The sequence below is a fragment of the Faecalibacterium sp. Marseille-Q4896 genome, from assembly GCF_017377615.1.
Taxonomy (GTDB): Bacteria; Bacillota; Clostridia; order Oscillospirales; family Ruminococcaceae; genus Faecalibacterium; species Faecalibacterium taiwanense.
Window position 1 is genome coordinate 57,880 of record NZ_JAFREG010000005.1, and the last position, 14,716, is coordinate 72,595.

Consider the following 14,716-nt stretch of genomic DNA (forward strand, 5'->3'; position numbering starts at 1 on the left):
TATCCTATAGATTCGACCAATAAAAACGAGGAACACTATGAAAAAAGTCATCTCCGTCCGTTTCAAAGAGAACGGCAAAAGCTATTATTTTGATCCCGCCGGGGCCGACATCAAAACCGGCGAATATGTGATCGTGGAGACCGCCCGCGGCATTGAGTGCGGCGAGGTGGTGCAGGGCGTGAGGGAGATCGCCGATGCGGCAGTGCCCAAGGCCCTCAAGCCCATTACCCGCATGGCCGACAGCGTGGATATCCGCCGGATGCGCCAGAACCGTGAGGACGAAAAGCGCGCCTACCGCACCTGTCAGGAGTGCATTTCCCGCCATGGCCTGGAAATGAAGCTTGTGGAGGCCGAGTATACCCTAGACCGCTCCAAGATCATGTTCTACTTTACCGCCGATGGCCGCGTGGACTTCCGCGAGCTGGTCAAGGATCTGGCCGGTATCTTCCACACCCGCATCGAGCTGCGCCAGATCGGCGTGCGGGACGAGAGCAAGATGATCGGCGGCCTTGGCATCTGCGGCCAGCCCTTCTGCTGCAGCCGCTTTTTAAAGGACTTCCAGCCCGTCTCCATCAAGATGGCCAAGGAGCAGGGCCTTTCGCTGAACCCCACCAAGATCAGCGGTGCCTGCGGCCGGCTGATGTGCTGCCTTGCCTACGAGGAAAACGCCTACGAGTACCTGAACAGCATCATGCCCATGGTGGGCAGCACCGTGCGCACGCCGGACGGTCTTGGCACCGTGCTGGAGGTGAACCCGGTTTCCGGCTACCTGCGGGTGCGCTGCGGCACCGAGAGCCTTTCGCCCCGTTACTATAAGGTGGGTGTGTGCGAATATATCAGCGGCGGCAAGCGTGCGCCCCGCCGCCCGGACCCGGACGACGATTACTCCGGCGTGCGCAACCCGGCCCCGGTGGTGGCTTCCTCCGACGATGGCGAAAAGCGCTGCGCGGGCGGCTGCTGCGCCCGGAAGCGCGCTGCCGAAAAGGAGTGAGGGACGCGCCGGAGGTTCTGAGGGGTTAGTCTGCTAAAACTAACTGTTCTTCGTGATTTTTGCCAAAAAACTCCTGCAAATTTGGCCATAAGTTAGCCTGTGCTTTTGTGCAACCCAACAAAAAACAGACTTTTGTGTTTTTCGGGTCACGGTTAGTCTTGCCTTTTCTCACCTGCTTTGTTAAAATGCAGGCAAGGATATGATTTCCGGAGAGACATGCACAGCCGTGCCATACATGACTCTTCATACAATACTTCGGGCACGGAGATAAAAAGGAGAGTTTATTATGGCACACAAGGTTTCTGACGCATGTGTTGGCTGCGGCGCTTGCGAGGGCGCTTGCCCGGTTGGCGCTATCACCGTTGATGGTGTTGCTTCTGTGAATGCAGACGCTTGCATCGACTGCGGCGCTTGCGAGGGTGCTTGCCCCACCGGTGCTATCACTGCTGAATAATTTTAGCAGCTGCACAAAAAACGCATCAAAAGCAGCAGGCCTGTCCAAAGCAGGTCTGCTGCTTTTTTGTTTTGCAGTAATTCGCACAAATTCCCCGAGCAATTCCACGCATTTTTTTGAGAGGGTACGGCACACTTATCTATGGAACATTCTACCGAAGTCTTGTATAATAGAACTATGGTTTATTGCTCGCCGGAGCATCGTTTTGGCTCCGACGCGCTGCTGCTGGCCCGTTTCTGTGAGCCAAAGCGCGCCCAGAAGGCCGCAGACCTGTGCTCCGGCTGCGGCATCGTGGCGCTGGAATGGCACGACCGCGGCCACCGCGGCCCCTGCATGGGGCTGGAGCTGCAGCCCGAGGGCAGCGCTCTGCTTTCCGCTGCGGTGCAGGAGCAGGACATCGGGCACATTGAGCCTGTCTGTGCCGACCTGCGCGCTTTCCGGCAGGGCGAGGGCAGTTTTGACGTGTGTGCGTGCAATCCGCCCTATTTCACGGATGGGCCCCAAAGCCAAAACGCAGCCCACGCCCTTGCCCGGCACGAGAACACCTGCACATTGGACGATGTGTGCCAGTGTGCGTTCCGCCTTTTGAGGGACGGCGGGCGCTTTGCGCTGTGCCACCGGCCGGAACGACTGGCGGAGGTGCTGGCGGTGCTGCGGGCCAACCGGCTGGAGCCGAAGCGGCTGGCCTTTGTAAAGAACAAGGCGGACGGCGCGCCATGGCTCTTCCTTGTGGAAGCGCAGAAGAACCGCAAGACCGGCCTGCGGGTGGAGCCGGATGTGTTGATCAGCGCCGGTGCGGCGTTATATGGGAGGTAAACTATGGCAGGAACTCTTTATATCGTGGCAACGCCCATCGGCAATCTGGACGATATGCCGCCGCGCGTAGCAGCCACCTTTGGCGCGGCAGACTTTATTGCCGCCGAGGACACCCGTGTGACCATGAAGCTGCTGAACTTTCTGGGCCTGAAAAAGCCCATGGTCAGCTACTATGAGCACGCCCTGCAGAAGGGTGAGGGCATCCTGCGCCGCATTGAAGCAGGCGAGAGCTGTGCCCTGTGCAGTGATGCGGGCATGCCCTGCGTCTCCGACCCGGGCGAGGTGATCGTGCGGGACGCACTGGCCCGGGGCATCAAGGTAGTGCCAGTACCGGCGGCTTCCGCCTGCGTCACAGCGCTGGCCGTGTCCGGGCAGGACACCTCCCGCTGGGTGTTCGAGGGCTTTCTGCCCGTGAACCGCAAGCAGAAAAAAGAGCGGCTGGCTGAGCTTTTGCAGGAAAAGCGCACCACCATCTTTTACGAAGCGCCCCACAAGCTGCGCACCACGCTGGACGATCTGGCCAATGCCTTTGGCGCAGACCGCAGCATCACCCTGTGCCGGGAGCTGACAAAGCTGCACGAGGATATCTGGAAGACTACCCTCGGCGAGGCGGTGGAGCACTACAAGACCAACGAGCCGCGCGGCGAATATGTGCTGGTGATGGCCGGTGCGCCGGAGACCGCCGACCCGGAGCAGGAGCTGACGCTGGAGCAGGCAGCGCAGCGAGCGCTGGAGCTGACCGGGCAGGGCTTTGGCCCCACCGCCGCAGCCAAGGCGGCGGCACAGGGCACACCTTATTCTAAAAGCGAAGTGTACAAGCAGCTGCTGGTATTGCAACAGGGCCAGCAGGCTGGTGAATGACAGCATCTCAGGTAAATGGTAATAGAGGAGGACCCCTTTTGTGACAAAGCTTCTGGTTTTGAGCGACAGCCACGGCGGACGTGCCGCCATTGAGCGCGTGCTGATGAAAGAGAGCAAAAGCATCGATGCCCTGATCTTTCTGGGCGACGGCCTGCGGGATCTGGAACTGGCTCTGACGCTGTGCCCCAAGCTGCGGGCCTACTCGGTGGCGGGCAACTGCGATTACGGCGCACTGGAACCCACCGATGGCCTTGCCGCCTTTGACGGCGTGGTGATCTTTTACACTCACGGTCATATGTACGGTGTGAAATACGATCTGGATACGCTGGCAGATGCCGCATCTGCCCGGGGTGCCGAGGTGGCGCTGTTCGGTCACACCCACATCCCCCATGCAGAGACCCGCAGCAAGGTGTTCCTGTTCAACCCCGGCTCCTGCGGCCGGTGTTACACCGGGCCGGACACCTACGGCATCCTGACGCTGGACGAAGGCAAAGTGACCGCCTATGAACATAAAGAGGTACCCAAACAATGAGCATCAATGAGGTGCGCTATCTGCCGGAATGCGGCAGCACCAACGCTTACGTGAAGGAACATTTTGAAGAGTTTGGCCCGGTGGGTGCGGTGTATACCGAGAACCAGACCGCAGGCCGGGGCCGTCTGGGCCGCAGCTGGGTGAACGCCGAGGGCAAGGCCCTGTATTATACAGCAGCCATCCGGGAACCGCTGGCCCAGCCTGCCACCCTGCCGCTGCTGGCAAGCCTTGCCGTGCGCACCCAGCTCAAGCTGCGCTACGGCGTGGACTGCCAGATCAAGTGGCCCAACGACCTTTTGCTCAACGGCAAAAAGATCGTGGGCATCCTGTGCGAGAGCGTGAGCTACGGCTACCAGCAGCAGGGCCGGGGCATTTTGTGCGGCATCGGCATCAATCTGGCCCAGCCGCAGAGCTACTTTGATGCCGCCGGTCTGCCCAATGGCACCTCGCTGGCGCTGCAGGGCGCAAAGGTGGATCTTTCCACCGACCCCGCATGGCTGGCCGAGGGCCTGACCGACTTTGGCTTTGACCGCAACATGTATGTGTTTGCCCGCGATGGCTTTGCCCCCTTCCGGGAGGAATACAAAGCCGCCTGCGTCAATCTGGGCCGCCGGGTCACCTTCGACCTGCCGGACGGCGGGCAGGGTGCAGGCGAAGCCGTCGATGTGGACGAAGAGGGCCGTCTGGTGGTGCGCACCGACAGCGGCGAAGTGCACGTTTTTACCGGCGAAGTATCGGTGCACGGCATCTACGGTGCCGTCTGAGTTTTATAAAGTTGTATGCTCCATGCGGACAGTTTTAAGTCTGCATGGAGTTTTTTTGCACATTTTTGCTTGATTTTTCCGCAAAACGCTTGAATAAACGAATTTTTTGTAAATTTCTTGTGTACATTTCCAGTTGCCAATTCAGTTATACTTTAGTATAATAGAGTACGTGCCAGCGCGTCCTTTTGGATGGGATGCGCGTGTTTAGGAAATCGGAAAACGGACAGCACAAGCGCCCTGCCCCCAAAAGCAAGGCGCTTGTGCTGTCGCAAGGAGTGCAAGCATGAGTGCAAGCATGAAAGATCAAGAATCCTTCAAGCCGTATATTCCTGCGGAAAAGATCACCGCAGAAATGACGGCGACCTCTGTGATCATGGGCATCATCCTGTCTGTGGTCTTCGGCGCTGCAAATGCCTATCTGGGTCTGCGCGTCGGCATGACTGTTTCTGCCTCCATCCCGGCAGCAGTCATTTCTATGGGCGTGATCCGCGTCCTGCTCAAGAAGAACTCCATTCTGGAGAGCAACATGGTGCAGACCATCGGTTCCGCAGGCGAGAGCCTGGCCGCCGGTGCCATCTTCACCATGCCCGCACTGTTCCTGTGGGCAAAAGAGGGCCTGTGCGACAAGCCCAGCATCCTGGAGATCACCCTGATCGCCCTGTGCGGCGGCATTCTGGGCGTTCTGTTCATGGTGCCCCTGCGCAACGCCCTGATCGTCAAGGAGCACGCCACCCTGCTGTACCCGGAAGGCACCGCCTGTGCAGACGTTCTGCTGGCCGGTGAAGAGGGCGGTGCAAACGCCTCCACCGTGTTCTCCGGCATGGGTCTGGCAGCCATCTTCAAGTTCATCGTCGATGGCCTGAAGATGATCCCCGCCGACATTGCCGTGGCCTTCAGCTCCTTCAAGGGTGCTCTGGGCATGGAAGTGTACCCCGCTCTGCTGGGCGTGGGCTACATCGTCGGCCCCAAGACCGCTTCCTACATGTTCACCGGTTCTCTGGTGGGCTGGATGGTCATTATCCCGCTGATCTGCCTGTTCGGCGCAAACATCTCCCTGTACCCGGCAGCAGCCGGCACCACCATTGCTGATCTGTATGCAGCAGGCGGTGCAGACGCCATCTGGTCCAACTACGTCAAGTATATCGGCGCAGGTGCCATTGCTACCGGCGGTATCATCTCGCTGATCAAGAGCCTGCCTCTGATCGCATCCACCTTCCGTGATGCCATGAAGAGCATGAAGGGCGGCAGTGCTTCCGGCACCTCCCGTACCGAGAAGGACCTGCCCATGCCCTTTATTCTGGGCGGCATCCTGCTCATCATCCTCATCATCTGGCTGGCTCCGGCCATCCCCGTCAGCCCGCTGGGTGCTCTGCTGATCGTCATCTTCGGCTTCTTCTTCTCCACCGTCTCTGCACGTATGGTCGGCATGATCGGCAGTTCCAACAACCCGGTCTCCGGCATGACCATTGCCACCCTGCTGATCGCTACCATGATCCTGAAGGCCACCGGCAACGTTGGCATCGAGGGCATGATCGGCTCCATGGCCATCGCCTCTGTCATCTGCATCTGCGCTGCCATTGCTGCGGATACCTCTCAGGACCTGAAGACCGGCTACCTGCTGGGTGCGACCCCGGTCAAGCAGCAGATCGGTGAGCTGATCGGCGTTATTGCCGCCGGTCTGGCCATCGGTGGTGTGCTGTACCTGCTGGACAGCGCATGGGGCTACGGCGGTGCCGAGGTCCCCGCACCGCAGGCTACCCTGATGAAGATGATCGTCGAGGGCATCATGGGCGGCAACCTGCCCTGGAACCTGGTGTTCACCGGTGTGTTCCTTGCCATTGCTCTGGAGGTCCTGCGCATCCCCGTGATGCCGTTCGCCATCGGCCTGTATCTGCCCATCTACCTGAACACCTCCATCATGATCGGCGGTGTTGTGCGCTGGTTCATGGACAGCCGCAAGAATGTTGACGCGAAGCTCAAGGAAGAGCAGACCACCCGCGGCACCCTGTTCTGTGCCGGTATGATCGCAGGCGAGGGCCTTGTGGGCATCCTGCTGGCTGTGTTTGCCGTGTTCGGCATCAGCACTGCCCTGAGCATTGATCTGGGCAACATTGGCGGCGTGGTCCTGATGATCGTGATGATCGCATGCCTGCTGGCCTTCTCCATGAAGAAAAAGAAGAACTGATGAGTAAGAAAAAGCAGTCCATCAACTATCTGGACCTCATTCCGCAGCGGGCGGAAACCCTGCGCTGGCACACAGACGAAGCCACCGGCCTTATCACCCTTGAGGTGGAGAACACCGGTGTGTTCAATACGATCGCGCAAAAAGTGTTCCATAAACCGCGCACCACACAGGTGCATCTGGACGAGACCGGCAGCTATCTCTGGCCGCTGATTGACGGCCAGAAGACCGTTGCACAGCTTGCTGACTGCATGAAGCAGCAGTTCGGCGAAAAGGCCGAACCCCTGTACCCGCGCATCATCAAGTATTTCCAGATCGTGGAATCTTACCACTTTATCAAGTTCCTCAACCAATAAGCGCAAAAGAAGCGGCGCTCAGAGCCTGTTGCAAGGCACTGAGCGCCGCTTTTCTTATTTTTTTCTGCTCCAACCTGCCGCATCTGCGGCCACGGCATTTTATCTTCTGCGCCTTCTCTTTTTGAGGTTCAGCGAGCCGCCGCCCGCGGCAAGAGTGACCGCCGTTAATGCAGCGAGGATGAACAGCAGTGCGCACAGCAGAAGCGCTGTGGCCTTCATGTCGGTGCGGAAATCGGAGACATACTCCTTGTGGGTCACAAGGTCCACCGTGCCCACTTCATCGCCGTCCAGATACACGGTGGCCGAGCCGATCACACTGCCGCTCTTGACGGTGGCCGCAATGCTCTCCGGCAGGTCGAAGGAGTAGGTGACGATATCGTCTGCGTGGCCATAGCCGCTGACCGGTGCGGCAGCATACAGCTCCACTGCCGATTCGGTGCGGCACTTGGTCAGGTCTACGGTGGTCAGCACGGTCTGGGTATCCACCAGCGGACGGTCGGCAAAGCTGGCAAAGGCCCAGTCGAACAGATCATCGCACTCGGCAAAGAGGTGGTCCGGCGTATCGCAGCCAAGGATCACCAGCCCGTAGGTGTGGCCGTCCTTTTCCGCAAAGGCCACGATGCAGCGGCCTGCCAGCGTGGTAAAGCCGCCCTTGACCCACCGGACATACTCCCGGTAGTTGGCGCTCTCGCTGTTCATCAGGCTGTTGGAGCTGCTGATGGTGTGCTCAGCCTTGCGGAGGTTCGTGGCCGGCAGGACATAGCTGGCGGTGCCCGCCACCTGTGCAAAGGTCTGGTTTGCCGCACAGGCGGCGGCGATCTTTGCCAGATCCTGCGCGGTGGACACGTTGCCGTAGTCAAACAGGCCGTGGGCACAGGTAAAGTTCGTGCCGGTGCAGCCCAGTTCCTGGGCACGGGCGTTCATCTGCTTGACGAAATCCAGCACGCTGCCGCCCACATCGTAGGCAATGACACTGGCGGCGTCGTTGGCGCTGACGATGAGCATGGCGTTCAGCAGGTCGATGCGGCGCACCGTCTCGCCGATGCGCAGGCCCATAGTGGTGCCGTTGGCGTTCTGGATGTCCCGGAACTCCTGGGTCAGGGCGGTGGGCACGGTCACTTCACCGTTCAGATCCTTGCCGCTTTCCAGCAGCAGCAGGGCCGTCATGAGCTTGGTCAGGCTGGCTACATACTGCTGCTGGTCAGCGTTCTGGTTCAGGATGGTCTTGCCGGTGTCGGCGTTGAACAGGTACACCGCCTCGGTCTCGCTGGCGGTCTGGATGGGCATGGGATATACCGCAAGGCCCGGCAGTGCAGCAGCAGCGGCCAGTGCCAGCGTGAGCACCAGCGCCGTCATGCGGCGGAAGATGGTGTTTTTGAACATGAGCGTGCCCCCTTGTATCTGCTTGCCGACGCACGGCAAAAATTTTTGTTTTGAAACAGCTCCTACTTGCCGGAAAGGCTCTGGCTTGCTATACTACTTTAAAGAATACCATAAACCAGCCAAAAGAGAAAGAGAGAAAGGCGGTTTTTAACAATGTTTCTGTCATTTTGTGGAAAAGTCCCCCGCGACGAGGGGGCTGCGTTCGTTGCGCCCAACGCCACCGTGCAAGGCGATGTGATCCTGAAAGCCGGTTCCACGGTGTGGTACGGGGCCGTGCTGCGCGGCGACGACGGCACTTTGACCATTGGCGAAAACTCCAACGTGCAGGATAACGCCGTGCTGCACTGTGATGTGGGCGGTGCTGTAATGCTGGGCAAAAGCGTCACCGTGGGCCACAGTGCGCTTGTGCACGGGTGCACGGTAGGGGATGGCAGCCTCATCGGAATGCACGCCACCCTGCTCAACCACTGTGTCGTGGGCAAAAACTGCATCATCGGCGCGGGTGCGCTGGTGCCGGAGGGCATGGTGATCCCGGATAACTCGGTGGCTGTGGGCGTGCCCGCAAGGGTCATCAAGCAGGTGAGCGCGGCCCAGATCGAGGCCAACCTGCACAACGCCGCCCACTACGTGGAGCACGGCAAGCTTCACGCTGCCGAGCTTGCCAAGGGCTGACCCTGTGCCGATTTTACAGTTTTTTGCCACATTTTTTCGTCTTTCCGCCAAAAAGCCGACATTTTAATTGACACCTGCGGTCTTGTCTGCTATAGTGAAATTGGCAGTTTATGTCATTCTGGAATACCAGAATTTTTGTACACCGCGCTGTTTGGTTTTTATCATTGGGGGAATTTTGTAAAAAGTTCATTGCGGGATGTTTTTTCACAGAAATGTAATGACTTTTCACTTAAAATCGGGTATACTATACCTTGCGGGGAGGCGGGGCCGCAACCGTCTTTCCGCACATGATTCCTCCTCACACCAAAGCAATACCCCAAACAGAAACTCCCTCCGGTGTACCGCAAGCGCCGGAGGGAGTTTCTGTTTGCATCAGCTTTTGTATTTTGTGATTTCCTGCAATCAAAGGAGAGATTTTTATGTCTGAACTGATCACCCGCCGTACCTTTTTAAAGACCACCGGTGCTGCTGCACTGGTCGCTGCCGCCGGCAGTATGCTGGTTGGCTGCGGCGAAGGTTATGGTGCAACCCCCGGCAACCCGACCCTGCCCACCATTGACACCGGTACTTTTGCTACATTGGGCAGCACCTATGTGGATATGGGGCCGCTGACTGGCACTTGGGTCTCCCGTACTACTTACGAATCGGACGGATGGCGGCATAATTATCTTTACACCGGTCTTTCTATTGATAACTCCTATAACACAGATTCTTCCGTTACGATTTCTACCAGTAATTTTACCTGCAAACATAATGGTACTACCGAATCTGGTCTGAAAGTGTGCAGTCTGGGCAATTTTGGCCTGAACAGCGCCGGAACCGGTTTCAAGTATGTTTCTTCCGTAACCGTTGCCAAAGGTGATCGTAAAACTTTTCCTATCTATATTGACCTTGGCCCGGTGAATACGACTTCCCTCAATGTCAGAGGCGTTTTTACGGTTGAGCTGAAACTGGGCGGAAAACGGCCACCTTTAAATATCAGCCCATCTACGATGACCCCACTATTGAATAAAAATCATGATGCTAAAAACCGGAAGGGCACAATGCTCTTCCGGTTTTTCTTTTTGCATTACAGCGCGCGGAACTTTGCCGCAAACACGCTGAGCACGATTTTAGGGTTCACCTGCGCGCCAAGGCGCTGGATGGCGGCTTCGGCCAGCCGCAGGGCACGCTGGGCGGCAATGCCCTGCACCGGTGCGTGGGGGCTTTGCCGCAGGCCCGCTGCCGCCACCGCACGGAAGTCTGTCAGCAGGGCGGCGGCGCCGGCCTTGTCCTTTTCGTAGGCGGCCAGCAGGCAGGCTGCGGCATAGCTGTCACGGTCGGCAGCGGCCTTTGCCAGCTGCAGGGCCTTTTCCACCTGCGCGGTGCGGGCTTCGTCCTGTGCGGCGGCAAGCACCGTGCCAATGTGACCATCGAACAGTTCGCTGTACAGCGCGGCCGTCTTTTTGTCCACCCCCTGTGCGGCGCAGTAGTGGGCGCACTGCTCCGGCGAGACAGGAGCCACTGCAAAGCTGACGCAGCGGCTGCGGATGGTGGGCAGCACGCCTGCCAGCGAATCCGCCGTAAGCAGGAACAGCACCCCCTCCGGCGGCTCTTCCATCACCTTCAGCAAGGCATTGGCAGATTCCTCGTTCATCTTTTCCACATGGTAGAGCAGCACGGCACGGCCCTCGGCCGAAAGGCTGGTGTTGAAGATCTCGCTGCGCATAGCCTTGACCTGACTGACCAGATATTTGCCGCCTGCGCCCATACCGGAAACGCTGATTGCTTCACGCACGATGCCGGTCTCCACATGGCCGCTGTCGCGGTCGCCAGGCTTACCCACAGCACGGCAGCATTCGCCCCGCAGAAGGGCCTCAGCGGGCGCTCCGCCTGCAGGGTAAAGATAATCTGCCGCAATGCAGCGGGCCGCAAAACCGGCTCCAAGGCCCTCTTCACCCACCAGCAGCACGCTGTGGGTCAGGCGGCGGGCTGCCAGCATCAGCTGCACGCTGCTTTTCAGTTCTGCATTGCCCTCCATGCGGTCCAGCATCATGGTGTTTCTCCTTACCTTCTGTTTCTCCGCTTCCACTGCTCACGGCGTACCCATGCGCGGACGGAACGATAGGCCATCGGGCCAAAGAACAGCCAGACGTTCGCCATGCTGAGCAGCAGGCTCAGCTTTTGCGGCAGCGGCGCGCCCAGAAAGCTGAGCACCCACAGTGCTGCCGCAAAAAAGCCAAAGTATTTTACCCGGATGGGGATGACAAAGAACAGCAGCACCTGCACCTCCGGGTACAGCATGGCAAAGGCCAGCAGCAGCGAAAGGGACAGGCAGTAGGTGCTGCCGGTCACGCCGGTGAGCAGACAGGCCAGCACAGTGCCCAGCATCCCGGAGAGCAGATACACCGTATAGCGGAAATCGCCCCACTCCTGTTCCAGCGCCGTGCCGATGAACCATGTGAAATAGATGCCCAGCACCGCGCTGAGGATGCTGCCGCCGTAAGAGGGGATGAACGCAAAGGTGATAATGCGCCAGATCTGGCCGCGCAGCAGAAAATAGCGGCTGAGTGCCAGCCAGACACTGACGGTCTGGTTGACAAACAGCTCGATGGCCAGCACAAGGATCTGCCCGCCCACCAGAATGTTGGTCAGATTCGGGATGCCGAAGCGGCCGTATTTGCGCTCCAGCTGGTTGAGCCAATTGTTCATATAGGGTGCCTCCAACGCATTGTATTCCGATATCGGTGAGTTTTGCCGCATTTTTCTGCTGTTATTGTACCATGATTGGCCGGGGCATTCAAGGCAATGCCACAGTGTGGAAAACTGCCGCATCTTCCGCCCAAAAATACAGCTGTCAAGCGGATCTTGCGGCACAAAAGCACAACCGGAAAGTGTATGGAGTTTCCTGTCTGGAATGAACTTTTCACTTTTTCCACCGGGTTTTCCACCGTTTTTGTGAAGAAAAGGGCGAGTTTTCCATGAAGTTTTCCACTTTTTCCACTGGGTTTTCCACAACAAAAGGGCATCAGCCCTATACACACCGTAATTCAGGCCGCAGCTTTCTGGTAAGTTTTGGGCAAAAATGCGGGCATTCTGCCTTTTATAAAAAAGAAAGTCGAAGGATTTTCTTTGCATTCTACAAACCGTTCCTGAGCGGCGATTTATTTTTCTCCAATCTGGAATGAACCGGTCACAAGTTTTCAACACCGGGCCGCTGCCGTTTTTCCGTGTGGAAAAGGCGGGGAAACATGCAGTTTTCCACACCGGAAAAAGCTGCTGCTCGCGGGCGCGCCGGGAGCAAACTCCCCCAGTCTCGCTGCGCTCGACAGCCCCCTCTGGGATGGGGCCTTTGGCAGTACGGAAAAGTTTCCGGCTAAAGTGCAGAGCTTGCGGCGCGCCAGAGGCTCCCTCTTTGAGAGAGCTGGCAAAACCGTCAGGTTTTGACTGAGGGAGTTGGCATCGCGCAGCGACGACTGAGAGGGTTCGTCCTATAAAAATGCCGGGCAGTCACTTCAAGACCGTCCGGCATTGCTTTATTATTTACATCATATTGTGGAACACCAGCTGTGCGATCTGGAAATACAGGATCAGGCTGCAGGCATCCACGATGGTGGTGATGAAGGGGGTAGCCATGATGGCCGGGTCGGCACCCAGCTTCTTGGCTGCCAGCGGCAGCATACCGCCCACCAGCTTTGCCAGAATGACGCTGAAGAACAGCGAAACGCTGACCACGATGGCATAGCCCATCACGTTAGCATACTGGCCGGGGAACAGGAAGGTGTACATCAGGTAGATGCGCAGGCCGTTCACGATGCCCAGCACCGCACCCACGATGGCAGACACCCGCAGCTCCTTGCCCAGCACCCGCACAAAGTCGGCGGGCTCCACCTCGCCCAGAGCCAGACCACGCACCATCAGGGTGCTGATCTGGTTGCCGCAGTTGCCGGCGGTATCCATCAGCATGGGCATGAAGGAGACCAGCAGCGGCAGGCTGACAAAGGCCTCCTCATAGTGGGTGGTGACCATGCCGGTAAAGGTGGCGGACAGCATCAGGATCAACAGCCATGGAATGCGCTGCTTTGCGTGGGTCCAGACGCTGGTGCCGAAGTAGGTGGTGGCATCGTCGTCCGGCAGAATAGCAGCCATCTTCTGCATATCCTCGGTGCTCTCGTCGGTCAGAACGTCGATTGCATCGTCGATGGTGATGATACCCACGAACATGCCCTCGTTGTCCAGAACAGGCATGGCGGTAAAGTCGTAGCGCTGCATCTCACGGGCCACGTACTCCTGATCGTCGGTCACTTTCACAGTGACCACGTTATCATCCATGATCTCGTTGATGGGAGTATGCGGCTCTGACAGCAGCAGGCTGCGGGCAGAAACAACGCCCTTCAGGCGGTTGCGCTCCACCACGTAGCAGGTGTACACGGTCTCTGCGTTTTCGCCCTGCTTGCGGATGGCTTCAAAAGCCTGCGCCACGGTCATATCCTCGCGCAGACGGACATATTCGGGGGTCATCAGGCTGCCGGCAGAGCTTTCGGGGTAGTTCAGCAGCTTGTTCAGGCTCTCACGGGTCTGCTTGGAGGATTTCTCCAGCACCCGCTTCACCACGCCTGCGGGCATATCCTCCAGCAGATCGGCGGCATCGTCCAGACTCATCTCTTCAATAGCGCCCACAAGCTCCACATCTGAGAAGGCGTTCACCAGATCGTCGCGGGCTTCGTCGGACATATAGGCAAAGGCCTCGGTGGCCACTTCCTTTTTGAGCAGGCGGAACACCACAAGGCGGTTGTTTTCGTCCAGCTCTTCCAGCAGCTCGGCAAGGTCGGCAGGCTGCTCTTCCTCGGTCACTTCGCGCAGCTTGACGTACTGCTTCTTGATGAGCAGCTTGAGCAGGCGGCTCTTGGTGAGCATCTCAGGGTTGGCCCTGACCTCTTCGTCGTTGGCTTCCTCTTTTTCGGCCTCGCGCATGTCCTGCTTGAGGTCTTCAGTAGCTTCCTCGTTCAGATCTTCAGCCAGCTTCTGGCGGACCTCGGCGGGGATATCAGCAGGCAGCTCCTGCACCGGCAGCGCCTGTTCCGCAGCATCAGCCGTCAGCTTCTTTTCTTCCATATCCATTGGGCGTACCTCCTCAGTTTTTACGGAACAGGAGCAGCTCCTGTATCCGGAGGACGCAGCAGATCGGGAAACAAAAAACGCGCCGCCTTGCCTGCCGGAATGCCGCAAACGCTGCATTCTGCGCACACAAAGCCGCGCCTTCCTCTGCTCTGTTTTGCGGAAAGATGCACCGTTGAAGCGGTGCTTTTCCGCAAGGCTCAGCGAAGGAGGCGAACGGTTGGGGAAAACGCAGTTGTTTTTGTTTTCTGATCCACCGCGCCGGTGGTTCTACTTCGACTATGATCCGGGTCCATTTTCCTGCGTTCACCTCCAAGTTTTCATATTCATTTTTATTATAGCGCCGCAAAAAAACGGGGTCAACCCTAAACCACCGATTTACCAGAATTTTGCAAAACAAAACACCCTCTTCCGTGTTGCGGCACACGAAAAAGGGTGTTTTGTTTGGATATTGCCTTGGTGTGAGGAGGAATCATGTTACTTGGGTAAGCGGTTGCGGCCCCGCTTCCCATGGCAAAAGTATAACAGCTTTCACAATTGAATTCGTTAAGAAGCTATGAAGAAACTGTAAAAAGGGAATGGTATCTTTTGGAAGATTTTGTGATAAC

At 57.9% G+C, this 14,716-nt stretch carries 13 protein-coding genes; 9 read left to right on the forward strand and 4 right to left on the reverse strand.

Features of this window, described 5'->3' with window-relative positions; genetic code table 11:
• Positions 1-37 precede the first annotated feature (37 nt).
• The 8 genes from J3348_RS09665 (at position 38) to J3348_RS09700 (ending at position 6,956) form a co-directional block, all read left to right on the forward strand.
• Complete coding sequence (locus tag J3348_RS09665) at positions 38-991, forward strand: stage 0 sporulation family protein (protein ID WP_207698865.1); 954 nt, start codon at positions 38-40, stop codon at positions 989-991.
• Positions 992-1,277: 286 nt separating this feature from the next.
• The gene (locus tag J3348_RS09670; protein WP_005937576.1) at positions 1,278-1,445 is read left to right on the forward strand and encodes a 4Fe-4S binding protein; all 168 of its coding nucleotides are present in this window, start codon (positions 1,278-1,280) and stop codon (positions 1,443-1,445) included.
• Between the two features lie 141 nt (positions 1,446-1,586).
• Entirely contained in the window at positions 1,587-2,261 is a 675-nt protein-coding gene (locus J3348_RS09675; protein ID WP_242702944.1) for a methyltransferase domain-containing protein, read from the forward strand.
• A 3-nt stretch (positions 2,262-2,264) separates the two neighbouring features.
• Positions 2,265-3,122 (forward strand): 16S rRNA (cytidine(1402)-2'-O)-methyltransferase, encoded by an 858-nt coding sequence (gene rsmI, locus J3348_RS09680; RefSeq protein WP_005937572.1) that lies wholly within the window; start codon positions 2,265-2,267, stop codon positions 3,120-3,122.
• 40 nt (positions 3,123-3,162) lie between these two features.
• A complete protein-coding gene (locus tag J3348_RS09685) occupies positions 3,163-3,654 on the forward strand; it encodes a metallophosphoesterase (protein ID WP_097774117.1) in 492 nt (163 codons plus the stop codon).
• The gene (locus J3348_RS09690; RefSeq protein WP_207698866.1) at positions 3,651-4,418 is read left to right on the forward strand and encodes a biotin--[acetyl-CoA-carboxylase] ligase; all 768 of its coding nucleotides are present in this window, start codon (positions 3,651-3,653) and stop codon (positions 4,416-4,418) included. Before J3348_RS09685 ends, J3348_RS09690 begins: the two co-directional genes overlap by 4 nt.
• Positions 4,419-4,713: 295 nt before the next feature.
• Entirely contained in the window at positions 4,714-6,603 is a 1,890-nt protein-coding gene (locus J3348_RS09695; RefSeq protein WP_097774115.1) for an oligopeptide transporter, OPT family, read from the forward strand.
• Entirely contained in the window at positions 6,603-6,956 is a 354-nt protein-coding gene (locus tag J3348_RS09700) for a PqqD family protein (RefSeq protein WP_097774114.1), read from the forward strand. Before J3348_RS09695 ends, J3348_RS09700 begins: the two co-directional genes overlap by 1 nt.
• A gap of 99 nt (positions 6,957-7,055) precedes the next feature.
• Here J3348_RS09700 and J3348_RS09705 read toward each other — a convergent pair whose 3' ends face one another.
• Positions 7,056-8,339: a serine hydrolase gene (locus J3348_RS09705; RefSeq protein WP_207698867.1), complete on the reverse strand. Its 1,284-nt coding sequence runs from the start codon at positions 8,337-8,339 to the stop codon at positions 7,056-7,058.
• A 153-nt stretch (positions 8,340-8,492) separates the two neighbouring features.
• On the opposite strand from J3348_RS09705, the gene J3348_RS09710 reads away from it, so the two are divergent.
• On the forward strand, positions 8,493-9,011 hold the full coding sequence (locus J3348_RS09710) for a gamma carbonic anhydrase family protein (RefSeq protein WP_005938656.1): 519 nt from the start codon (positions 8,493-8,495) through the stop codon (positions 9,009-9,011).
• A 1,069-nt stretch (positions 9,012-10,080) separates the two neighbouring features.
• Here J3348_RS09710 and J3348_RS09715 read toward each other — a convergent pair.
• The 3 genes from J3348_RS09715 to mgtE form a co-directional block, all read right to left on the reverse strand.
• Positions 10,081-11,046, reverse strand: a complete 966-nt coding sequence (locus J3348_RS09715; protein ID WP_207698868.1) for a hypothetical protein — start codon at positions 11,044-11,046, stop codon at positions 10,081-10,083.
• Positions 11,047-11,057: 11 nt separating this feature from the next.
• Positions 11,058-11,702, reverse strand: a complete 645-nt coding sequence (locus J3348_RS09720; protein ID WP_044953336.1) for a rhomboid family intramembrane serine protease — start codon at positions 11,700-11,702, stop codon at positions 11,058-11,060.
• A gap of 831 nt (positions 11,703-12,533) precedes the next feature.
• Positions 12,534-14,111, reverse strand: coding sequence for a magnesium transporter (gene mgtE / locus J3348_RS09725; protein WP_207698869.1), 1,578 nt, complete (start codon positions 14,109-14,111; stop codon positions 12,534-12,536).
• Positions 14,112-14,716: the final 605 nt, after the last annotated feature.